Annotated in this window: 14 protein-coding genes; 5 read left to right on the forward strand and 9 right to left on the reverse strand. The window is 41.2% G+C overall.

The genetic code is table 11. The annotated features are described in order from the left end of the window. Positions 1-1,388 precede the first annotated feature (1,388 nt). Positions 1,389-7,118: a PAS domain S-box protein gene (locus tag RM347_RS29955; RefSeq protein ID WP_322715629.1), complete on the forward strand. Its 5,730-nt coding sequence runs from the start codon at positions 1,389-1,391 to the stop codon at positions 7,116-7,118. A gap of 82 nt (positions 7,119-7,200) precedes the next feature. On the opposite strand, the gene RM347_RS29960 is transcribed toward RM347_RS29955, so the two are convergent. The 9 genes from RM347_RS29960 to RM347_RS30000 form a co-directional block, all read right to left on the reverse strand. Then, complete coding sequence (locus RM347_RS29960) at positions 7,201-8,508, reverse strand: CO2 hydration protein (RefSeq protein WP_322715601.1); 1,308 nt, start codon at positions 8,506-8,508, stop codon at positions 7,201-7,203. A gap of 168 nt (positions 8,509-8,676) precedes the next feature. Then, positions 8,677-10,173 carry an NADH-quinone oxidoreductase subunit M gene (locus RM347_RS29965; RefSeq protein WP_322715602.1) on the reverse strand — a complete coding sequence of 499 codons (1,497 nt, stop codon included), beginning with the start codon at positions 10,171-10,173 and terminating at the stop codon, positions 8,677-8,679. 143 nt (positions 10,174-10,316) lie between these two features. Then, a complete protein-coding gene (locus RM347_RS29970) occupies positions 10,317-11,033 on the reverse strand; it encodes a carbonic anhydrase (RefSeq protein ID WP_322715603.1) in 717 nt (238 codons plus the stop codon). Positions 11,034-11,084: 51 nt separating this feature from the next. Further along, positions 11,085-12,962: an NAD(P)H-quinone oxidoreductase subunit F gene (locus tag RM347_RS29975; RefSeq protein ID WP_322715604.1), complete on the reverse strand. Its 1,878-nt coding sequence runs from the start codon at positions 12,960-12,962 to the stop codon at positions 11,085-11,087. Positions 12,963-13,412: 450 nt separating this feature from the next. Then, positions 13,413-13,598, reverse strand: a complete 186-nt coding sequence (locus RM347_RS29980) for a hypothetical protein (RefSeq protein ID WP_322715605.1) — start codon at positions 13,596-13,598, stop codon at positions 13,413-13,415. Positions 13,599-14,441: 843 nt separating this feature from the next. Continuing rightward, complete coding sequence (locus tag RM347_RS29985) at positions 14,442-14,918, reverse strand: hypothetical protein (protein WP_322715606.1); 477 nt, start codon at positions 14,916-14,918, stop codon at positions 14,442-14,444. A 243-nt stretch (positions 14,919-15,161) separates the two neighbouring features. Then, positions 15,162-16,019 (reverse strand): KPN_02809 family neutral zinc metallopeptidase, encoded by an 858-nt coding sequence (ypfJ, locus tag RM347_RS29990; protein WP_322715607.1) that lies wholly within the window; start codon positions 16,017-16,019, stop codon positions 15,162-15,164. A 382-nt stretch (positions 16,020-16,401) separates the two neighbouring features. Beyond that, entirely contained in the window at positions 16,402-17,517 is a 1,116-nt protein-coding gene (locus RM347_RS29995) for an FAD-dependent oxidoreductase (RefSeq protein ID WP_322715608.1), read from the reverse strand. A 211-nt stretch (positions 17,518-17,728) separates the two neighbouring features. Beyond that, complete coding sequence (locus tag RM347_RS30000; protein WP_322715609.1) at positions 17,729-18,118, reverse strand: DUF2600 family protein; 390 nt, start codon at positions 18,116-18,118, stop codon at positions 17,729-17,731. 58 nt (positions 18,119-18,176) lie between these two features. On the opposite strand from RM347_RS30000, the gene RM347_RS30005 reads away from it, so the two are divergent. The 4 genes from RM347_RS30005 (at position 18,177) to RM347_RS30020 (ending at position 23,392) form a co-directional block, all read left to right on the forward strand. Further along, positions 18,177-18,572: a hypothetical protein gene (locus RM347_RS30005; RefSeq protein WP_322715610.1), complete on the forward strand. Its 396-nt coding sequence runs from the start codon at positions 18,177-18,179 to the stop codon at positions 18,570-18,572. A 212-nt stretch (positions 18,573-18,784) separates the two neighbouring features. Beyond that, complete coding sequence (locus RM347_RS30010; RefSeq protein ID WP_322715611.1) at positions 18,785-21,265, forward strand: hybrid sensor histidine kinase/response regulator; 2,481 nt, start codon at positions 18,785-18,787, stop codon at positions 21,263-21,265. 181 nt (positions 21,266-21,446) lie between these two features. Beyond that, the gene (locus RM347_RS30015) at positions 21,447-22,259 is read left to right on the forward strand and encodes a response regulator (RefSeq protein WP_322715612.1); all 813 of its coding nucleotides are present in this window, start codon (positions 21,447-21,449) and stop codon (positions 22,257-22,259) included. Between the two features lie 296 nt (positions 22,260-22,555). After that, positions 22,556-23,392 (forward strand): sulfite exporter TauE/SafE family protein, encoded by an 837-nt coding sequence (locus tag RM347_RS30020; RefSeq protein ID WP_322715613.1) that lies wholly within the window; start codon positions 22,556-22,558, stop codon positions 23,390-23,392.

Below are 23,392 nucleotides of genomic sequence, written 5' to 3' on the forward strand. Positions count from 1 at the left end.
CAGAGCAATAAGCTAAACTGCCTTCTGGTGTGCGAGTCCCATAGCTAATACGTCGGGCAATTACAGCATGGCGTAAATCCACCTACTATCTCAATTAACCAGACAAGGTTGGGCAAACTTCCGGCACATTGTACTAGCCCTTTCAAGGTGGATAAAATTTTTGGACAAGAATTGCTTTTTACTATGTGTACTATCCGCCTAAAAAAGTTAAAAAAATTACTTTTGAACCATATAGGCACAGAGAAAGTTCGGAACAGTGGCTAATCTGTGGGTTCTCCGAGAGGAGTACCGCTGTTGGTGCAGATTTTACCAATCACCTTGAAGGGGCTAGCCTTAGGTACTGTACTGTTTTACAAGGGTGTGTATTCCGAAAAATCAGTCATTCTCAGGCTTTTTTAATCATCTTTGTTCAATAGAAATCTGTGAACAAGCGACGAAAAATGAAGCTTGAATTCTTAAAACCTACATTTCATATTTGGTTTTTTGTCAATGCGTAAGTCCTACTATCTTGAAAATAGGCAACAGTTGACAGGGAATAAGGAAAGATATTTTTATACCGTTTTTGTGGGCTATTGCCCGTGGGTGTTTAGCTTGAAAATAAGGAACATCTAAATAACCCTACAATTACTACATATTAACATAGCTAGTTAGATGTTAATACACTTTTTTGCATAGTCTTTACATTATTTAGCAATAAATGTATGCATACAAAACTTAGTGTGTTCTTCATAGTTTGATACTCAATAATTTGGATAAAACAGCAAATACAGAAAAGTTCAACTGGTCGTGGCGTTCCTCCTCTACCAACTTTTTACGGCGTTGCTGAATAAGGGGATGATTGAAACTGACGCAAAGATGCAAAGAAACGAAGACATGGTGATTATTTTTATGCAAGTTCCAAAATCATCCCACTGTTCTGCAACGGCCAAATTCCGGCGTTGCAGAACAGTGGGATGAATTAAGGCAAGCGGGGGAAGCAGGGGGAGAATTTTGGAAGTTGCTAAATCATCCCCCAACTATGCAACGCCGGAATTTATTTATATAAGAACCCTCCTCCGCTCCCCTGCTCCCCCTGTTCACTCTGCGATTGATTATTTTTTTATTTGGAAGTCTCTTATGGGAGATGCCGTAGGATGCCCATACCCCTAAGGGGAAGCAAGCTACGCGTAGCGCGTCCTTTAGGAGAAGGGCTGTAGGAAGAAGATCGCATTGCTTCACCTCTTGCCTTTCTTTTTGATACCAATACTCTACACCCTGCGCCGAAGTATAGTGGTAAGCGACGATGATTTTATTTACAATCTTGTAACTAACAGAGTTTTGCTTTTTGATTTCATGTTCAGTTTGATTCAATAATTTATTCCTGATTGACAATTAACTTAGTAACTGGTATGGATGCTCAAAAAATAAAAATTTTATTAGTTGATGATAAGCTAGAGAATTTAAATTTTTTATCAGACATCCTTCAACACCAAGGTTATCAGGTGCAAAGTGCCCTTTCTGGACAATTGGCAATCAATACAGCGTTGACTTCTCCCCCTGATTTGATTTTGCTAGACGTTCTCATATCAAAAATGGATGGATATGAAGTTTGTCAACATTTGAAAGCTAACCAGAAAACTCAAGATATCCCGATTATTTTTTTCGGTATTTTAGATGAATTAGCTGAAAAAGCAAACATCTTTGATTTAGACGATATTGACTATATTAATCAACCGTTCCAAACTAAAGAAGTTTTATTACGTATACGAAATCAACTTACTCTCCAAAAGCTGAAAAAACAGTTAAAAGAAAAAAATGCCCAACTGCAACAGGAAATTAAAGAACATCAACGGGTTGCAGTTGAGTTAAATATTCGTAACAGACAAATAGAAGAGATTTTTAAAGAAATTCCGGTTAGCATTGACAAAGACTTTTGTAGACAAGTTCACCAAAGCGATCGCCTTTTAGTCGAAGCTGCTCTGAAGAAGAGTGAAAGTCAGTATCGCCACTTAGTAGAGACATCCCAGGATATGATCTGGTCGGTGGATATTGATGGACTAATTACCTTTGTTAACCCGGCAGTCAAGCAGATTTATGGCTACGAACCCGAAGAAATGATCGGGCGTGCCTTGACTGATTTCATCTCGCCTACACAAGTTGCTCAGGATAAAGTAGCCTTTGAGCGTGTTCTTCAGGGAAAGCCTATTTTCCAACATGAAACTAGCTGTGTAGCTAAAGATGGTACTTTACTTTATCTAATGTTTAATGCGATCGCATTACGCAATGAAGAGGGTGTGGTTATAGGTATGACAGGCACTGCTAGTAATATTACACAGCGTCGAGGAGTAGAAAAATTACTCCAAGAAAGCACGATTAAGCTCCGCAATGATAATTTTGTGCTAACACAATTAGCACAAAATCAAACGCTTTATCAGGGTGACTTAAAAACAGCTTTGAGTAAAATCACAGAAACAGCTGTCAAGAATATTGGGATGGAACGAGCTAGTATCTGGCTGTATGACAAAACAGGCATGAAAATCCAGTGTTTTGATCTATTTGAGGCCAGTCGCAATCAACATAGTGAAGGACTTTCCTTATCAGCAGCAGACTATCCAGTTTATTTTACAGCTTTGCAGCAAGACCAACCAATCGCCGCAGATGATGCCCATACCGATCCCAGAACTAGAGAATTTTCTGCGTTTTACTCAAGATTAAGCATTACCTCTATACTCGATACACCCATCAGGCTGGAGGGAAAGACCGTAGGAGTTTTATGTCTGGAGGCAGTGGGAGTTACTCATCATTGGACGCTAGAAGACCAAAATTTCGCTCGTTCTCTGGGAAATTTAGTATCTTTGGTGCTGGAGGCAAAAGAACGCCAACGCGCAGAAGCAGCGCGACGGGCTTCTGAAGAAAAATTAGCATCAGCTTTTCGGTCATCTCCTGATCCAATTGCCTTAATTACTCTTCCCAACAACCGCTACATCGAAGTTAACGACAGCTTTTGTCGGTTTTTTGGTTATTCTCGATCTCAGGTCATCGATCGCACCGATCAAGAATTGAATATTTGGGTGAATCCAGAAGAATATAATTTCCTCACCAACATCCTACAAGAAACAAAAGCCATCCGCAATTATGAAATTGATGTCTGCACTTCAACAGGAGAAATCAGGACAACCCTGTTGAGTGCGGAAATGATCGAGATTGATGGGCAATGGTACGTACTGGGCACAGCAAAAGATATTACCGAACGCAAGCAGGCAGAAAATGAAAGCCGTTTGCTGCTATTGACAACCCAAGCCATCACTCGCGCCAATGATGTCAACTGTGCCTTAGCAGTCGTCTTGCGCTTAATTTGTCATACCATTGGCTGGGATTTTGGTGAAGCATGGATACCTAATGAAGATGGGACTGTTTTAGAACACAGTCTCGGCTGGTATAGTGAGGAGAGCAGTTTAGCAGAATTCTGTCGCCAAAGCCAAACTGTGAAATTTACTCTGGGATTGGGACTAACAGGAAGAGTTTGGCAAAGCCAGCAACCAGAATGGATAGAAGATGTATCTAAAGTTACACAACCAGTTTTTTTGCGATCGCAACAAGCAGCAAAGGTGGGATTAAAAGCTGGTTTTGGTGTTCCCATCCTAGCTGGGAAGCAAGTATTAGCTGTTTTAGTGTTTTTTAAACGTAGCTCAGTATTGGTAGATAGACGTTTGCTCTTGCTAGTCAGTGCAGTTGCTGCTCAGTTGGGTGGGTTGATTGAGCGCAAAACCCTAGAACAAGAACTAGCACTCAGAGAAGCTCGCCTCAATGCCTTTTTTAGCAGTGCTCCGGTTGGCATGAATATTGTAGATAACCAGCTGCGGTTTGTGCAAATCAACCAACTGCTGGCGGAGATTAATGGATTACCCCAGCAAGATCATATTGGCAAAACCATCCATGAAGTCTTACCCCATATCGCCCCCTTAGTAGAACCAATCTATCAACAGGTTCTGTTGACTGGTCAACCCATTCTCAATCAGGAATTAAGCGCCGCATCAATTAAACAACCAGATATTATCCGCCACTTCTTAGCTTCTTATTTTCCCATACCTGGTGAAGACGATCGCCCCTCTGGTATAGGCACTGTTCTAGTAGAAATTAGCTATCGCAAACTTGTCGAACAAGAACTGCGTTTAGCTAACGAACGTCTGCAATATCTGCTCACTTCTAGCCCTGTGGTCATTTATAGCAGCAAAAAAAACTCAGGAGATTTTAGCACTACCTTTATTAGTAAGAACGTTAAGGCAATGGTTGGGTACGAAGCGCGGGAATTTCTCGAAAATCCTAGTTTCTGGCTCCATCGCGTCCATCCAAAAGATGTTGAACTCATCTTGGGGAAATTTAATAAGCTTATTGAACGAGAATACAGCTCCTACGAATACCGCTGGTTACACGCTGACGGAACTTATCACTGGTTTTACGAAAAGATGAGGTTAATCCGTGACGAAGCTGGTAACCCAATGGAATGTGTTGGTTATTGGGCAGACATCAACGATGCTAAACTGGCAGAACTGGCTTTGCAGGAAGGTAGGCAGCGATATCAACTTTTAGCAGAAGCCTCACCAGTTTGTATATTTTACGCAGATATAGATGGCAATTGGTTCTATTTAAATCAGCGCTGCACTCAGATTACCGGACTTTCTCTACAAGAGTCTTTGGGGAAAGGTTGGACAAATGCTTTACATCCAGAAGACCGCGATCGCGTGCTGAGTTTATGGTATGAAGCAGCCGCAGGGAAAGTCCCGTCAAATTGTGAGTATCGCTTCTTACATTCTGATGGCGCAGTTGTCTGGGTAATTGCTCAAGCATTGCCTGAAATTGGCGAACATGGAGAAATTAAAGGCTACATCGGTACAATTACAGATATTACCGAAAGAAAATTGGCAGAAGAAGCCTTGCGTGAGAGTGCAGAACGAGAAAGAGCGATCGCCCAAGTGATTCAAAGGATGCGCCAAACACTGGATTTAGAGACTATATTTGCGGCTACAACCCAAGAATTACGGCAAGTACTCAACTGCGATCGGGTTGTTGTCTATCGTTTCAATCCCCACTGGAATGGCGAATTTGTTTCCGAGTCGGTGGGTAACGGTTGGATTTCTCTAATAGAAGAACACAACAATCACTCCGATCTCACAGAAGGTGTCTTACAAGATGGGCGCTGCCTAGCGAAAATTTTGGATAGCGTGGATAACCAGTTGGAAGATCCTTATCTGCAAGCAACCCCAGGTGCAGGTTTCCGCTGTGTTCCAGACATTTATAACGCTGAGTTTCATCCTGCTTATATCAACCTCTTAGAGCGCTTTCAGGCAAAAGCCTACATTATTGTCCCCATTTTGTATGGTACTCAGCTTTGGGGATTATTGGCGAGTTATCAAAATTCGGATCCCCGCCAATGGAAACCAGGAGAAATCAACATTGTAGTTCAAATTGGTAATCAGTTGGGTGTTGCTTTACAGCAGGCACAATTGCTAGCGCAAACTCAAAGGCAGTCACAAGCATTACAAGAAGCTGTGATCGTTGCTGATACTGCCAACCGTGCCAAAAGTGAATTCCTCGCCAACATGAGCCACGAACTGCGTACCCCACTCAACGCCATCCTTGGTTTTACCCAAGTTATGAGCCACGATCATGCTTTATCCACTGAACATCAGCAAAATCTAGCAATCATCAATCGTGCTGGCGAACATCTCCTCAACTTAATCAACGACATTTTGGAAATGTCTAAAATTGAAGCCGGCAGAATCACATTAAATCTCAACAGTTTTGACTTAATTCGCCTCTTGGAAAACCTCGAAGAGATGTTGGGCTTCCGCGCTACCTCCAAAGGATTAGAATTAGTATTTGAATATACATCTCACCTTCCCCAGTACATCCAAGCTGACGAAAGTAAACTGCGTCAAGTTTTGCTTAACCTCCTGGGAAATGCAATCAAATTTACCGATACTGGGAGGGTAACGCTGCGGGTGGGGATGGAAACTGGGGACTGGGAAGCAGGGGAGCAGGGGGGCAGAGGAGCAGGGGAGCAGAGGAGAATAATTAATCCCCAATGCCCAGTGCCCAATACAACTCTTGGAGAGGCTGCGCCAACGGCTCCGCTCAGTACAAGTGCCCAATTCCTAATTTTCGAGGTACAAGATACTGGTCGCGGTATTGCCTCACAAGAAATTAACTTGCTGTTTGAAGCTTTTGGGCAAACTGAAACCGGAAGGAAATCGCAACAGGGAACAGGGCTAGGTTTAGCAATTAGCCGCAAATATGTGCAACTAATGGGAGGAGATATTAGCGTCACTAGCACTATTGGTAAGGGAAGTAAATTTGCTTTTGATATTCAAATTGGTCTCGCCGCAGCTAGCGAAATCCAGATTAAGCAAACTAGACGCCAAGTTATTAGTTTAGCGCCCAATCAAAGCGAATACCGCATTTTAGTTGTTGATGACTCCATAGACAGCCGTTTAGTGCTAGTGAAAATTCTGACATCTATCGGCTTTGTAGTACAAGAAGCAGCAAATGGCAGCGAAGCGATCGCACTTTGGCAGACATGGCAACCACACCTAATCTTAATGGATATGCGGATGCCAATTATGGACGGCTACGAAGCCACAAGAATTATTAAAGTTAGAGAAGAAACCTCAAGCGAAAATCTCAAATCACAAATACAAAATTGTAAAACCATTATCATTGCCTTAACTGCTAATGCTTTTGAGGAACAACGAGAGGCCATGATCAAAGCGGGTTGTGATGATTATATTAACAAGCCTTTCCGCGAGGAACAATTATTAGAAAAATTGAGCGAATATTTAGGAGTTCAATATGTTTATCAAGAAGAAAGCTATCAAATAGCAGATGCGACACAACAAGGCACAAAATCAATCTTGAAGCTTACGGATTTAGTTCCTTTATTATCTGAAATGTCACCGGAATGGGTGAAACAGGTGTATACTGCCGCAGCCCAATGCAGTGATGACCTGATTTTAGAATTGATTGAGCAAATCCCTTCAGAAAATGCGGTGCTACAAAATTTTATCAAGAATTTAGCTCATGATTTTCAGTTTGAAAAAATTATGGAATTGACGAGTATTGCAGGAGTCTTATCTAGTTAATAAGAATATAGATTGACTAGTAGTAATAAGATCCCCCATGAGTAAAAAAAAGCCCCCCTTTTTAAGGGGGTTGGAGGATCTCTTATCTATAATCTTGACTTTGAATACTCCCCAAACGAGCAGCATCACGAATATTATATTCGGGGCGAGTAAAGCGATTTAGCTGCATCTCAAAAAAATCCCGATTGGCTTGTAAATGCTTAGGATTTGGATCATCTAAAGGATATAAAAGTGCAGTTCGCAAGGCTTGAATTACCGCAGAAGTGACACAGTACATTGACCGTTGAAAACTCACTCCCAACTGAATCAACATATCTTCTTCACCCCGACAATGTTGGCTGTAATAATCAACAAGATATGGTGGCAAAAAATGCAACATATCTTGCATTAACAAGGTGGGGGGAATGCCAGCAGTACCGACGGGGAATACATCAGCGTAAAGAATGCCATAGTGAAAGTCTTTCTGATTTTCTGGCACTTGACGCGCTTGGGCATTATAAGATTTTGTCCCCCGGAAGGGTGCGGTGCGATAGAAAACTGCTTCTACATAGGGTAATGCAGCTTCGTATAGCCACATGAAACCCTTGGATTTGGGGACAATTTCGTAGCATTCGCCACGAATATAAACATGATGGTAAATGGGACGACCTGCGATCGCAAATATACCATTAACTAAGAAGCTCATCGCCTCTGGGACGCTGCTAATAGTGCCTTCATCATAGCGGTCGGACATTTCAAAGAACACTGGGGCCATGACTTCCCAGAATAAGCCCAGATTTGCGTAGTATGACATCTGGCGGCACTGTTCCAAAAACATATCTGGGAACAGCTTGTAAAGTCCCAGCATTACAGGGTTGCCTTGGAAGTAAGCTTTAATTGCCCGGTCAGCGTTGGCTTTGTATTCTTCAGAATCTAGGTAAGGGTCAAATTGTCCACCCATCCCTCTGTGCCACAACATCGCCCGCATACAAGCTTCCGCAAATTCCATGTTAATGCGATCGTGGAACAAGTGATGCAACAACTTTGGCATTTTGAAGGTTTCACCCTTTTCAATAAATGCCAAAAGTTCTGGATGTGCAGTAGCTTCGCCGCGCCAAATTCGCAAATCGGCATCATCGCCAGCGTAATGATTATGCAGTTCTAAATACTCTTTGGGTAAGAAGTATTTAAAGAAGGGAAGCGGGTTTAAAAATTCTTGTTCGGCAATATAAAGTAGGTCACGCCAGTAAAAATCCATCGGCACAGCATAAGCTTTGTATAAACCGATGATTTGCATCAAATTTTCTGGAGTATCGGGTAACATTGCACCGCCTGCTTCTAAGCGATGGATTACTTCAGCAAATTCGTGCTTGGAAGGAGGTAATTTAATTGCTGTTTTAATTGCTGTCATGGTAATCGTCAATTTGTAGAGACGCGATTTATCGCGTCTAAGGATATGTTTTGAGAGGTGATTTATCGCGTCTGGAGAAATAGATTTTGAGAGGTGATTTATCGCGTCTAGAGGATAGGTTTTGAGACGCGATAAATCGCCGTCTCTACAAGTGTTTTGATCTATTTCCTATTTCAGCGCTACTTCAGAGATTACGGTTTTTTCTAAGGGGGGAATTGCAGCTACCATTGTTGTAGTTGTGGATTCACTCCAACGCACTAACCAAGTGGGTTGTACTCCCAAAAAGATGATAAAGGCTGCCAAAATTAAAGCTGGTATTTTCTCAGACCAAAGAACTTTGGGATAGTAGGCGATGTTATCGAGTCTGCCAAAACAAGTGCGGTTGAGGAGGATGAGAAAATAAACTGCGGTTAAGCCACTAGCCACTATACACAAAATTGTTGGAATGGGGAAGGCAGAGAAACTACCTTGAAAGACAATAAATTCCGCGATAAATCCTGTTAAACCGGGAATACCTGCGCTAGCCATCCCACTTAAAACTAGTAAGGCGCTAATTAGGGGTAAACCGCGTATGGGACTCATTAAACCATTGAGTTTATCTAACTCGCGCGTACCAACTTTGGCTTCTACAACTCCCACCAGATGGAAGAGAATCGCCAAAATGATACCGTGGCTAAACATTTGGGCGACTGCACCAACGAGTGCTAAGGGAGTACTAGCAGCACCAGCTAACAAGATATAGCCCATGTGACCGACGGAACTGTATGCTACCATGCGCTTGATATCTGTTTGAGCGATCGCAATTACTGCCCCATAGATGGCGCTGACTGCTCCCCAAATTGCCAGAGTCGGTGCAATAATACTCCAAGTATGGGGAAACATACCCAACCCAAATCGCAGCAATCCATAAGTTCCCAGCTTTGCTAACACGCCACCGAGAAGAATGGCAATTGGCGCTGAAGCCTCAACGTAAGCATCTGGTAGCCAAGTGTGGAAGGGAACTAAGGGAATTTTAATCCCAAAACCTAACACTATTCCTGCTAGTAAAAGGATTTGTTTTGCTGTTGACAGGTTGTCTGTAGAGACTGCATCAAAAGCAAAATTGGTAGAACCACTCAGCCACACCATACCCAAGAATGTTGCCAGAATTAATGCTCCCGAAACAGCAGTATAAATCAGGAATTTAATCCCAGCATAACCCCGTTTTGCTCCTCCCCAAATGGAAATTAGTAAGTAGAAAGGGATTAATTCTAGTTCGTAGAACAGGAAGAATAGCAGCAAATTCTCTGCTAAAAAAGCACCTGCAACTCCTCCACTAACTAATAAAATCATGGAGTAGAACAGCCGGGGACGTTCAGTTTCTTGACTACTGCTGTAAATAGCAATCCAGGTGAGCAGGCTATTTAACACCAACATCAAGATAGAAAGCCCATCAACACCTAATTCATAGCTCAAGCCAAGGGTTTCATTCCAAGGTAAATACTCTTGAAATTGCATTCCAGGATTGCTAATGTCAAATTTTAGCAGTATAAAAAGATTCCAAAAGAGAACTATCCCGGAAAAGATTAATGCTATTAAACGAATGCGATATTTAGGAAAACTTACAGGTAATATTGCTATGAGAGCAGCGGCTAAAATTGGGAGCCAAATCAAAACACTTAACATGGTAATTTGGGATTTTAGAAAATTTTCCTCGTTCCCAGTTTCCGGCTGAAAACGCATGTTATTGTACTACTGCCGCGAATTCGTGAGGGTTTGCCTCACGAATTAGCATTCCTAGCCGGAAACTAGGAACGAGATTTAAAAAGCTAAACGACTCTAGTGATTCTGCCAGTATCTAAATCGTAATAACCACCAGCTATTTTCAGCTTGTCTGTACTAATTAACTCAGATAAAACTGGCGAGGATTTCAATTTTTTAACTTGTGCTATAATATTTGCTTTACAAGCATTTTCTAGCTTATCTCCTGGTTGATCTTTTGAACTTTCTACACTTGGTTTAATCGCCTCAAGCAAACTGCCAATTTGTCCTGGTACTTGAGCGCCTTTGATTGCAGCATCTACCGCACCACATCTTTTATGTCCTACTACCAGTATGACTTTGGAACCTAATACTAAACTACCAAATTCTAGGCTACCAATTTCTTCTGGCGTGGCAATATTACCAGCTACACGGCAGACGAATAAATCTCCAAGTCCTTGGTCAAAAATAATCTCTGAAGGCACTCGTGAATCTGCACAGCCTAGAATAGAAGCAAAAGGCTTTTGACCTTTGGCAACTTCGACTAAACGTGAATAGGTTTGGTTGGGACTGCGACGTTTTGCTTTGACAAACCTTTCATTTCCATATAATAACTCTTGCAGTGCTTTATCGGGAGTAATATTATCTTCTGCTGGGGCTTTTTTTTCGGCTGCAAGTAAGTTTGAGCTAAGTCCGGCTGTCAATACACCTGTACCGATCGCACCTGCACCAAACTTGAATAAACCTCTTCTGGAAAAATTAATCTGGGGACGTTGTATGCTCATGGAATTATCCTCACAATATTAAACTGTTAACTTTTAGTAGGATAGTTACTGCTACCCAAGTGTCGAAATTTGAAAAATCAAACTTAAAAACTGCACTCCCCAAAATGGCCAAGTTGCCCACATTCCTAAAACGCCTACTCCTAAAAGAACAGTTAAGGCATAAAACTGGGTTTGTCCAGAAGTGCTGTATTTGAGACCTTCGCCACCTAAGAGCGAAAATAAACCCACGAAATTAATGATGCCATCGACTACAAAGCGGTCAACCATATCGGCAATTTGGGAAATTTTGGCAACGCTGAAAATAATGGTCATCCGATAGAGTTTGGGGGTGTAAAAGTCGTATGCCAGTAAATCTTGTAAACCTTGCCAAGGGAGGCGAATCGGTTTAGGAATATTGCCTAAATAAATCACGCCAGTTATACTGCAACCGAAAATACTCGACCAAATTAAAAGTAGTGCGACATCTTTATTTAGAGTTACCCAATCGGGTAAAAGTGATAAGCTTTGCAACACTAAAGGAAGATGTAGACTGAAGCCAAGTAGAATCATCATTGGTAAAATCATTGGCCAGTGTGCTTCAGGCGATCGCTCGCTCATTTGTGTAGCTTTACCACCAAAAACTAAACCGAATTCTCTGGTTAAACTTACGGCTGTTAAAGCATTTACCGCTATCACTACTCCCACTAACCAAGGTTGTGTTTCCCACAATCCGTCTGCTAGTTGCATCAACGCCCAAAAGCTACCCAAGGGTGGAAAACCAATTAATCCTAAAGTACCGATGATAAAGCCGATCGCAGAAATCGGGCGACGTGTCCACAATCCGCCTAATTGGGTAACATCTTGAGTGATGCTATTCCAAATAATTCCCCCGGTACTCATCACCAACAAGGCTGCGGATATGGCGTGAGTGAGGACTAACAATAGCGCCGCTTCATATTGTTGCGTTCCCACGGCGATGAATACTAAACCCATGTATGCGCTGACAGAATAGGATTGGCAGCGTTTAAGATCGATTTGAGCGATCGCAATTAAAGAAGCACCTAGCGCTGTCACTACCCCAATCGCCACCATAGCGGAGGAAACTATGGGCGACAGGCTTAACACAGGTTGCAATTTAATCAGCACCCATGCACCACTAGCTACTACTACCGAGTTCCGCAAAATTGTACTGGGAACTGGGCCTTCCATCGCCTCATCCAACCACAGATGCAGAGGGAACTGGGCACATTTACCCATCGGCCCGGCAATTAAGGCTAAACCTACAAGTGCAATTGCTGTCGGGTTAACGTTCGCAGTAGTCGCCCACTCAGCTAATTCTGTATAATTCCAAGTTCCGGCGAGGGGCCATAATGCCAACACGCCCATCAGCAAGAATAAGTCTCCCACCCGTTTGGTTAAGAAAGCATCTCTTGCACCTGAGACTACTAAGGGCTGGCTAAACCATAAGCCGACTAGTAAGTAGGTTCCCAGCGTCAGGACTTCCAGAATTACATAGCTGAAGAACAAGTTATTACACAAAGCAAGGGCACATAATCCCGCTTCAAATAATCCTAATAAGGAATAGAAGCGTCCCCAACCCCAATCCATTTCCATGTAGCCGATCGCATAAATCTGCGCCAGCAAATTCAAGCCAGTAATCACAACCAAAGCGCTGACACTCACCGAGGATATTTCCAAAGCAATGGTGAGGTCTAAACCAGCCGTAGATAACCAAGGAATAAATACTGCTTGGGGTGGCTGATTCCAAGTTGCTTGTAAGGCGATCGCACTATGCACAAACGCCAAAAATGTCATCACCAAGTTTAGATAACCCGCCGGTCTTGGCCCTGTGCGACGAATGATCCCCGGCGACCAAGGTACGGCTAACAAGCCACCGATTAAGGCATAGCACGGAACTAGCCAAACAGTCTCAAGTAGAAACTGAGCCATCAACTTACCTCTAGATTTTCATTAAAAATTATGGGTTTTAAATCAACTGGCGTTGATCCCTGTTACCCAGCGATTGCAGGTAAGGCAAATTTATCTTTGCTTAATTTTGTTAGAAATAGCTTACCGTTATATCTGTCCAAATGGAATTATTTAACTAAATAAATTTGAGATAACAACTCTAATTATTTCTTATATAATGAACTATTCAAGCAATGAATAATAGGTATTTATTCTTATTTATGCATTGAGTGAGGGATGAATCAATAGTTATCATTAGTTTTATCAATTGATATAGCGGTTATTGGCCCTTGTGAGGTGAAAGAACCCCACCCCCAACCCCCTCCCCGCTTGCGAGGAGGGGGCTATGAGGTAACTCATTTGGTTAGGAAACGCTATATAAATGACAAAAGACGCGATTGATTGCTTCTCTACAAATCGACTAGATGCAAATTATATTTGTGTGATTTTGTCAACCGGCCAGTGAGAGATAGTAATAGCAGGTGGCGAGACAACTTGACTAATGGGGGCGGGTTTCATGTCCCGGTAGTCTAGGAGTTGGACTAGGATGAGGTAGGCGATCGCTAAAATGACAGAAATCGCACCTGTAAGAATGGCAATTAATTTTGAACGTTCCATCAGTATTTCCTGTAATGCAAGTTGTTGTGCTGTCCCTATATCCACATTAATACTTGAGACACACCACACACTTACCGATATACATTGCTCCGATGGGCTACCAGTAAAATAGTAATTAGCTACTGTTCTTCATCCACCTGATAAACAACTCACCAGTTACCAACTCGATAGCGAAAAAGACCCGCAAAATCACCTTTAATCCGCTTGATGTTTTTTACCGTCGATTTACTCCGTCCTTATATATGCTAAAGGCAGCTTGTCGTCAGATATCGCCCTAGACTTGATTAAATAGTCATTAGTCACTTGTACTGAGCGACTCATGCCGATCCTGTTCTGAGCGCAGCCTCTCGTAGAGAAGGGCGATGCCGAGGTAAACCTTGGCGAGCGGCTGGTGAGCGGCTTGCCCTGAGCGCAGTCGTACCCCTCCGGGGAAGCAAGCTACGCGTAGCGTCCCGTAGGGAAGGGAGTCGAACCATGTCGAAGTGCAGTCTCTCCAAGAGTTGTATTGGTCATTAGTGCATACCCCGTCCCTAATGGGCGGAAAAACTTTCTGATTAGGTTGAAGTTATTGCCATAACGGGCTATTTACTGTTGTGTCACGCTCTTTTAAATAAAAACTTTCTGGTAATGAAGGACGTAAACACAGATATATTAATGGCCCTAACAAGGGAAAAAGAGCAACTACCCAAAAAATACGTATATCCTTGATCCCTCGGCGTGCCATATCATCAAATAATGAACCTAGCGATGACATTATGCTAGGCTATGCCGCAAAAATTAGGACTGGTCATATCAAGTGCCAAGGTCTTTGCCATCGCTAATAGACATAAGAAGGTCGTGATTTTAGTCTACATAATCTGTTGGTATTTCCGAATCAACAGTGTTATCTGAAACTATTGGGCGACTACCATCTATCTCTAGAGTATCCTGAACTTGAAAATTACTTTTAGCGATCGGACGTTGACCGTCTATCTCAAAAATGTCCTCAACCTCTAAATCACTAGGGTCAATTGGACGTTGACCGTCTACATTTAGCATGTCATGTTCTTGAAAAGCGCTCTTAGCAATCGGGCGTTGACCATCTATATTAATTGTTTTATCATAATGGTTTTCATCCTTCGCAATTGGGCGCTGACCATCTATATTAATTGTTTCCTTAATTTGAATGTCACTTGGATCAACTGGACGCTGACCATCTATATTAATTGTTTTATTTATCTCTATCAGTTCGTTAGATGATGAACGCATATCAGTTTTAGTCTCTATTGTCTCCTGATCCAAATTATTTTTAGTATTATCAGCTTTGTTCGTGTTATCCATGTTTGCCATTGTTATTCTAAGACTATTTATCTACTAACAAGATAACCTTAAGAGTTGTTTCTCTCTAAGTAAAAGGGACAGGGAATTAGGTAAAGAGCGGAAAATTTCTGATTTTTCTAATAATTTGTTTACCTAGTAGAATCAAAAAATCCTCCACAGCATAGGATGCATCTATAACTTGAGAGAGTTTTGTCTTTTTATTAACCTAAATCAAAGCAAAACTCTTCGTCTCTTGAAAATGTGTTAGGAGTTTTTATTAGCAAAAGTATTACATTGCTGAGGATCGCCCGTTTGGATACCTTGTTTAAACCAACGAACCCTTTGGGCTGAACTACCATGTGTAAAAGATTCTGGCACAGCATAGCCTCTAGATTGTTTTTGCAAGCGGTCATCTCCAATACTGCTAGCAGCGTTCAATGCTTCTTCAATATCGCCTGTCTCCAGAATTTGCCGTGAGCGTTGAGCATGATTTGCCCAAACGCCTGCAAAACAATCTGCTTGTAATTCTAATCGCACAGAAAGCTGATTTGCTTGTGTCTGATTCACTTGGTTCTGCAAGGTTTGAACTTGCTGCGAAATCCCAAGTAAATTTTGAACATGATGCCCAATTTCATGAGCAATCACATACGCTTGAGCAAAATCTCCAGGTGCTTGATATCGAGTCTTCAAATCGCGGTAAAAACTCAAATCAATATATACCTTTTGATCGCGCGGACAATAAAATGGCCCAACTGCTGAACGTGCAAATCCACAAGCAGACTCCACCGCTCCTGAGTAAAGAACTAACTTTGGTTCTACATAAGTTTCTCCGTCTTGCCGAAACAACTCACTCCATGTATCTTCTGTATCAGCCAGTACAACAGATACAAAATCCGCCATTTGATCTTGAGCTTGAGACCCTGTTGTTTGAGGTGACTCAGCTATCGGGCTATCACTTGGTGGAGAATCTTGTTGCCAAAGAACACTCGGATCGCCACCCAATAGTAAAACCAGTAGCGATATGAGTGTTGCTCCAATACCTCCACCCACGACAGGAGCGGAAATCTTCATCCCACGCCGATCTTCAACATTCGTACTCCGACGACCTATTTGCCAACGCATAATTACTACTTACCAAACTCATAAAGAAACACGGCTTCAACCAGCTAGGATGAAATCCACACAAGCCTTTTAGCGAGAGCAAATAAATATTACTCTTTTTATGTATCGATATCGTCTGCCTACGGACAAAGCAAAAATAAAGAACAGTCAGCCTTTAGGAAGGTTATTAACTAAATAGTCTTATTCAGTAGATGAAATACTTGGTTTATGAACGATTCCTAAGGCGCAATGCTCAGACGGCGCGATCGCTATTACAGTACAGTTCGTCAAGTAACAGTTTATGTGTTATGTACTAGCTACTAGAATATTGTTGTGTATTATGATGCCGAATACTGAAATGCAAGGGAGATTTTGAAGAGAAATGATGGCTTCATCACGTGAGTCAAGGAAGTAGCCTTTTATAAGGAATTAAGCCCGCAAATGTATAAGTTACCTGCTCTGCAAATGGCTTATTCCTATTCATCAGCCAGATTAATAACTTATTTATAAATGAGAATTTCCTAAAAGACTTTATCTGTAAACCAGCATCGAGGTCTGGCTCAAAGTACAGCTGATAAAGACGCTGCCAATTTTCAGACGCTAATTCTGGACTAGTACTCATATTAATCGCTTGTGTCACGTATAAGCCGCTGAGAATAGCATTTGCAATTCCTTCACCAGTCAAAGGATCTGTCAGATTAGCAGCATCACCAATTTTGAAAACCTTGCCATAGCTGACTGTGTTAGCTCGTTTTGCAGTAGCTAAGGGATAAGCTTTAGGTTGTTGCTGACTAACTACTAGGCTTAAGAGTTCTTTTGTAGCCTGATTACGCTGCACAAATTCATTAAAAAGCCGAATAATGTTTGTGTTGTTCTTTTGATATTCATCTAGCCACACTCCCACACCAACATTAAGCTTGACTAATTCTGAGTCTACCGCTACGGGAAATATCCAACCATATCCATTAACCCCAAAAGCTTTATCAAAGTAAATTTGAGCTTTTGAGAGATAGGTTTTGGGAAAATCTGCCACTCTTATACTCCAGTAAGCTCTAATTGCGATCGCATTGGCTTCTCCTGCATAGACACCGCGTGCATCTATTATGTAATCAAAATCACTATGAAGTTCTTGGTGATAGCGTTCAATATCGCTAATCCTCTGCGTTCGAGCCACACACCCTGCATTGATTGCTTTTTCATAAAGAAGATTATCGAATACAAATCTAGGTATGCAATAGCCTTTAAGCTCAGTGGGACACAGATGGCTAATCTCGTTTGAAACTCCGAGCAGAAACCCATCGATTTGAGCGTACTCAGAGGCTAAACGTTTGATATCCTGTGGATATATTCCCATTGTGGATAATGCTTGAACCGATCCAAGGCTGACTCCATCTCCACAAGTCTTATCTCTCGGAAAACAGTCTTTATCTATAAGCATGACTTGATGCCCGCTTTTAGCCAAGTGATAACCTGCGGAACACCCTGCTGGGCCTGCCCCAAGCACTACAATTTTAGACATGAGCAAATTATCCTTATCTAATTAAAATTTGTTTTTATGCATGAACATCTTTTCAAAAGGATACCAATAATTTTACAGATTCATGAATTGCTTTCTTATTTTTTAGACAAGTAATAAATAACAAACTTATATTGAACTTTCAGATGATGGATATGATTGGTTATCTATAACCAATGTCTAGTTAGTTATATCGTTTAATACATCAAACTACTTATGCTAAGATTTTTCGATACCGAATCCGAGCCATAATCATAACATTCCACAGAAAAAAGAGTGATGAACCGCCACATGAACGGAGAATTTTCTTTGCAGTTTTTTTGATATTTTTTTGTTCGTTAACTTTTTCATCAGCCAGATAAACACCTAATAAAGCTCGATTAATCATTCGATGAAAGTGCTTATGTGGTAAATGAGAAACAGCTCGATCAGCCTGTTTAAGAAAATAAGCAAACCGTTCGCTTATTTCTTGTCCATCATTATAGTAAGCACAGAAATTTAAATCCCCACCTATGCGGTCTTCTTCTTGGTCGATAAAATAGTCAAGTAGGATATGAAGCCCCTGAACCCAAGGAAAGTAGCTGTTTTTAACTTTTGTAGCCAACACCTATCGTCATAAGCTTGGCATCTTAAAATTTCCTAACAAACCCAACGGCCAGCCAATGCGTTATCTACTCACACTTAGACAAGCAGTTTTGTTCGCCAATTCCCAGCAACAGAAAAAAGCTTTGGATTTTCTTGCATATCTCATCCAATCACAGGTGATAGGTAAGTATCTGAAAGCTGCTGGAGGCTGTAATTTACCAGTCATAAAAACACTTTGGCAAGACCCGTTTTGGAAAGATCCAACTGACCCACACGTCTCAACTGCGGTCAAGACCGTGACTGAAGGTTCAACCCGGCTGTTTTATTATGTGCAAAACCCAGCATACAGCGTAGTTTTAGAGGAGAATATCTGGGGAAAAGCTCTGAATCGAATAATTGGAGATAAATTTTCTCCAGAGCAAGCAAGTGATGAAGCAATTAAGCGGATCAAACAAATTTTTGCTCAATGGTAATCAATCATTATTTACAGCAGTTTCCAAGTAAGTAAGGTACAAAATGCAGGACTCAAAATTAGATATAAAGAGTTCTATCTCCTGCCTCAAAACTCATAGCTTTATATTTCATGCAAAAGAAAACTGCTGTATATTAACTAAAGAAGTAAGCTGTCTGCATGAATAGGAAAAAAGAGAAATATCTTTAAAAAAAAGAAACAATTTGTAAATATATGAAGTTCTGGAATCAGCACCTAACTATTAAAGTTGCCAGTTCCTTCTTATTCCTATCCTTGATGACTGTAGGTGTAGTAGGAGGCTTTGCCTTCATCAATGCAAGGGAAGCTTTAAAGCAAGCTGCTTTTGAACGACTTAGTGCTGCTGCCACTCTTAAAGAAGAAGAAATTACTCGTTGGTTTGAAGACCAACAACGCGACTTTCTCTTAGTCACTCAGTTTCCAGACGTACAAAGGAATTTTCAAATACTTTTAAATTCCAAAGCCTCCGATGCAGATTATCGTAAAGCTTACAAAGTTCTCTCAGATTACCTCGCAAATATGGCTAAAATCAAGCCAAGCCTGGGAGAAATTTCCATTCTTGACCGTAGCAATCGGATTATTTTATCTACTAACAAACAGCGTGAAGGTCAATATGAAATTTCAGCTAATATTACCTATATTGAACAGATTCAACCAGGAGACTCCTTTGCCCCCATTTTTTATGTCTCACCTATTACTGGCAAGCCATCAGTTACTTTTGCAACACCTCTACGTGACGCAGCCAAGGTACGCCAAGGCGTTCTCTTAGCTGATTTAAATTTAGACCGAATAGATCAGATTGTGCGGGAACGTACAGGCTTAGGAAAGAGTGGCGAAACTTATTTAGTTGGTTCTTTAGTAACTAAAAACGCTTTTATTTCTAAAGAGAAAGACAAAACACCAGACTTTCCTCAAGGAGTTAGCAGCCAAGGCATTGATGCAGCAATGAGTGGAATTAGCGACCAGGGACTTTATCCAAACTATGCCGGAGTGCTAGTAATTGGAGTATATCGCTGGCTCAATGACCAAGACCTTGCCTTAATGGTGGAGATGAACCAGGAAGAAGCCTTTGCCCCGGCTCGTCGATTGGCAGGGACGATGATGCTAGTGGGGTTCTTATCAATGGGATTTCTCTTGATTGGAGTGTCTTGGCTAACGCGACAGTTAAAAATCTCTGGCGAACAGTTAGAGAATTACAGCCATAGATTGGAGGTAAAAGCCAAAGAAGCCGAAACTGCTAACAGTGCCAAAAGTGAATTTCTCGCAAACATGAGCCACGAACTTCGTACTCCTCTTAACAGTATTCTTGGTTTCACTCAGCTAATGACCCGCGATTCCTCTATTAATGCTTCCCAGTTGGAACATTTAGAAATTATCAGTCGCAGTGGAGAACATTTGCTGACCTTGATTAATGATGTGTTATCAATGTCCAAAATTGAGGCGGGTTTAACAACACTAAACAATAATAGCTTTGACTTGTACACTCTACTTGATTCACTTGAAGAGATGTTTCAACTCAAAGCAGAATCCAAAGGTTTACAGTTGATGTTTGAGCGTATGCCTGAAGTTCCTAAATATGTGCACACAGATGAAAGTAAATTGCGTCAAATCTTGATTAACCTCCTTGGTAACGCTGTCAAATTTACTCAAGAAGGCGGCGTTAGTTTGCGAGTTAGGATGAAGGAAGAAAGTAAACTACAGCAGCAAGAGGGGGCACAAGTAATAAAAAACTCCCACCCCTCATTCTTCTGGCTTCATTTTGAAGTCGAAGACACCGGGACAGGGATTACACCTGCTGAAATTGAAAAGTTATTTAAACCCTTTGTCCAAACAGAAGCAGGTCAGAAATCTCAGCAAGGAACAGGTTTGGGTTTAACCATTAGCCAACAATTTGTGCATCTAATGGGAGGAAGTATTACTGTTAGCAGTACTTTGGGCCAAGGAACGATTTTTTCTTTCGATCTCCAAATTAGCCTAGCAGAAGTAGCTGAAGCTCCGATTCGACAGCTAAAACGACGAGTAATTGGTTTAGAGCCTAATCAACCAAAATACCGAATCTTAGTAGTTGAAGATAAATGGGAAAATCGCGAACTCCTAGTCAAGATGCTGGTATCCCTCGGCTTCGAGGTACGTCACGCTGAAAATGGTCAAGAAGGTGTGACCCTTTGGGAAGCTTGGGAACCACAACTGATTTGGATGGATATGCGAATGCCTGTGATGGATGGGTATGAAGCCACTAAACAAATCAGAGCTACTTTAAAGGGTCAAGCTACTGTCATCATTGCTCTAACTGCTAGTGCTTTTGATGAGGAACGTTTTGTAGTTTTATCGGCAGGCTGTAACGATTTTGTGCGTAAGCCCTTCCGAGAGGAAGTAATCTTGAATATGATGTCTAAATATTTGGGGGTGCGTTATGTATATGAAGAGAAACCCCTCCAAAAAGACGAATTTGCCGAAAATTCAGACCTTAAACTTTTATCATTAGAAGAGATGCTGGCTCAGATGCCCACTGAGTGGGTGACACAGCTACACCAAGCAGCACTGTGTACTGATGAAAAGCTGATTTTTAGCTTGCTTGAGCAAATTCCTGAAGAATCTGCTCTTTTGGTAAACACTCTGTCTGATTGGGTTAATAACTTTCGGATTGATAAAGTTATTGATTTAACACAACCGTAAGAAATGATTTATAAAGTGAATCTTAAGAGGTGAGACGATTTAGTATAAGCTGTAGCGTGGCTATATAAATGGGTTTTTAGACATCTGTACTCTGCTCATGTTCTTTATGCAAAGTCATGGTAATAGCTTCTTTTCTCTAAGACTTTTTAATATTTACTTTTATAAATTAGTTCTAATAAATATGGATAACCATCAAGTTCAGCTACCAAAAGCAAACATTCTTGTTGTTGATGATACGCCTGATAATCTGCGACTTTTATCTGCCATGCTAACTCAGGTTGGGTATGAAATTCGGAGAGTGATTAACGGGCAAACAGCTTTGAAAACAGCACAAGCTGCGCCGCCCGATTTAATTTTGCTTGACATTATGATGCCAGAAATGAATGGCTATGAAGTCTGTCAACACTTGAAAGCGTCGGAAAAAACCCGCGACATTCCGGTAATTTTTATTAGCGCTTTGGATGAAGTATTTGACAAAGTTAAAGCTTTTGCAGTTGGAGGGGTAGATTATATTACCAAACCTTTTAGTGAAGAAGAGGTTTTTGCCCGTGTAGAAAATAACTTGACTATCCGGAGGCTACAAAAACAACTTACTGAGCAAAATATACTTTTGCAACAGGAAATTAGCGATCGCCAAAAAGCAGAATCAGCACTGCGGTTAAGCCAATTTTATTTAGACAGGTTTAAAGATTCAATTTTTTTTGTTAATTCAAATGCCCAGTTGGTTTATGTAAATGAAGCGGCTTGCCGGATTTTAGGCTATTCTCGCGAACAATTGCTGACCATGACTGTTCACGATATCGATCCAAATTTTCCCGCAGAAACTTGGCACTCACAATGGCAGGAACTTAGACAAAAAGACTCTTCCAGTTTTGAATCTATTCACCTAACTCAAGATGGTCGAAATCTACATGTGAAAATAAGCTTTAGTCATCTAGAGTTCAAAGATCATCAATATTTATGTACTAGTGCTTACTATAGCAATTCTATCTGAGTTATGAAAATTAGTTTGTTTAACGTGGGTATAATATCAAGTTTGGGTGATTACTTCGGTAGACATAGCCGAGACCGTTATTTTTCTTAGATATTTTTAGTCTCGGTGTTTTTTTGTGATTTTTTTGCTGATTTTAAATGAATTAATTCACTTGTGAATACTCAAGTAAGAGGGTATTACACACAATTATGAACAGCTATATCTGTAGCCAGTAGTAAACTTGCCAATTAAGTTTTAAAGAATACAAAAAATCTCTTAGCATCTTGATATACATGTAAAAAAAAGAGGAATTAAATTTGACTATTTTAGAATTTTCATTACTGATTTGGATTGGTTCATTCAGCGCTGGCTTGTTAGGGGCGCTAACTGGGTTAGGGGGTGGAGTAGTAATTGTTCCCTTATTGACTTCAGTATTTGGCGTTGATATTCGATACGCTGTTGGTGCTTCGCTGGTATCTGTAATTGCTACGTCTTTGGGTGCAGCATCTACGTATATTAAAAAAGGCTATACTAATTTGCGATTGGGAATGTTTTTAGAAGTAGCGACAACGATTGGTGCGATCGCAGGAGCAATGATTGCTACTTTTGTCTCTGTCAAAGCCCTAACTATCGTGCTAGCGATCGTCCTCATTTATTCAGCATACCTTTCACAACGACCCAGAATAGAACATGCTGAAGATGAAGCAGCAGATCCAATCGCAAATTATCTGAAACTGAATAGCAGTTATCCAACTCCTGATGGAGTGATGTCTTACCAAGTTCATTCAGTACCAATGGGATTTGGTGTGATGTTAATAGCTGGGGTGCTTTCTGGGTTGCTTGGTATTGGTTCCGGGGGATTCAAGGTATTGGCGATGGATCAAGCCATGCGTTTACCCTTCAAAGTTTCTACCACTACTAGCAATTTTATGATCGGTGTGACAGCAGCAGCATCAGCCGGAGTTTACCTAGCACGAGGATACATCGATCCAGGACTATCCATGCCGGTGATGTTGGGGGTATTACCTGGTGCTTTTTTGGGCGCACGAGTCCTGACAGGCGCTAAAACGCAAATATTGAGAATTATCTTCAGTCTTGTGCTAGTGGTAATGGCTTTGAAAATGGTCTACAACAGTTTAATAGGGGGGCTGTAA

Source organism: Nostoc sp. ChiQUE02, assembly GCF_034531305.2.
In the GTDB taxonomy this organism is placed as follows: Bacteria; Cyanobacteriota; Cyanobacteriia; order Cyanobacteriales; family Nostocaceae; genus Nostoc.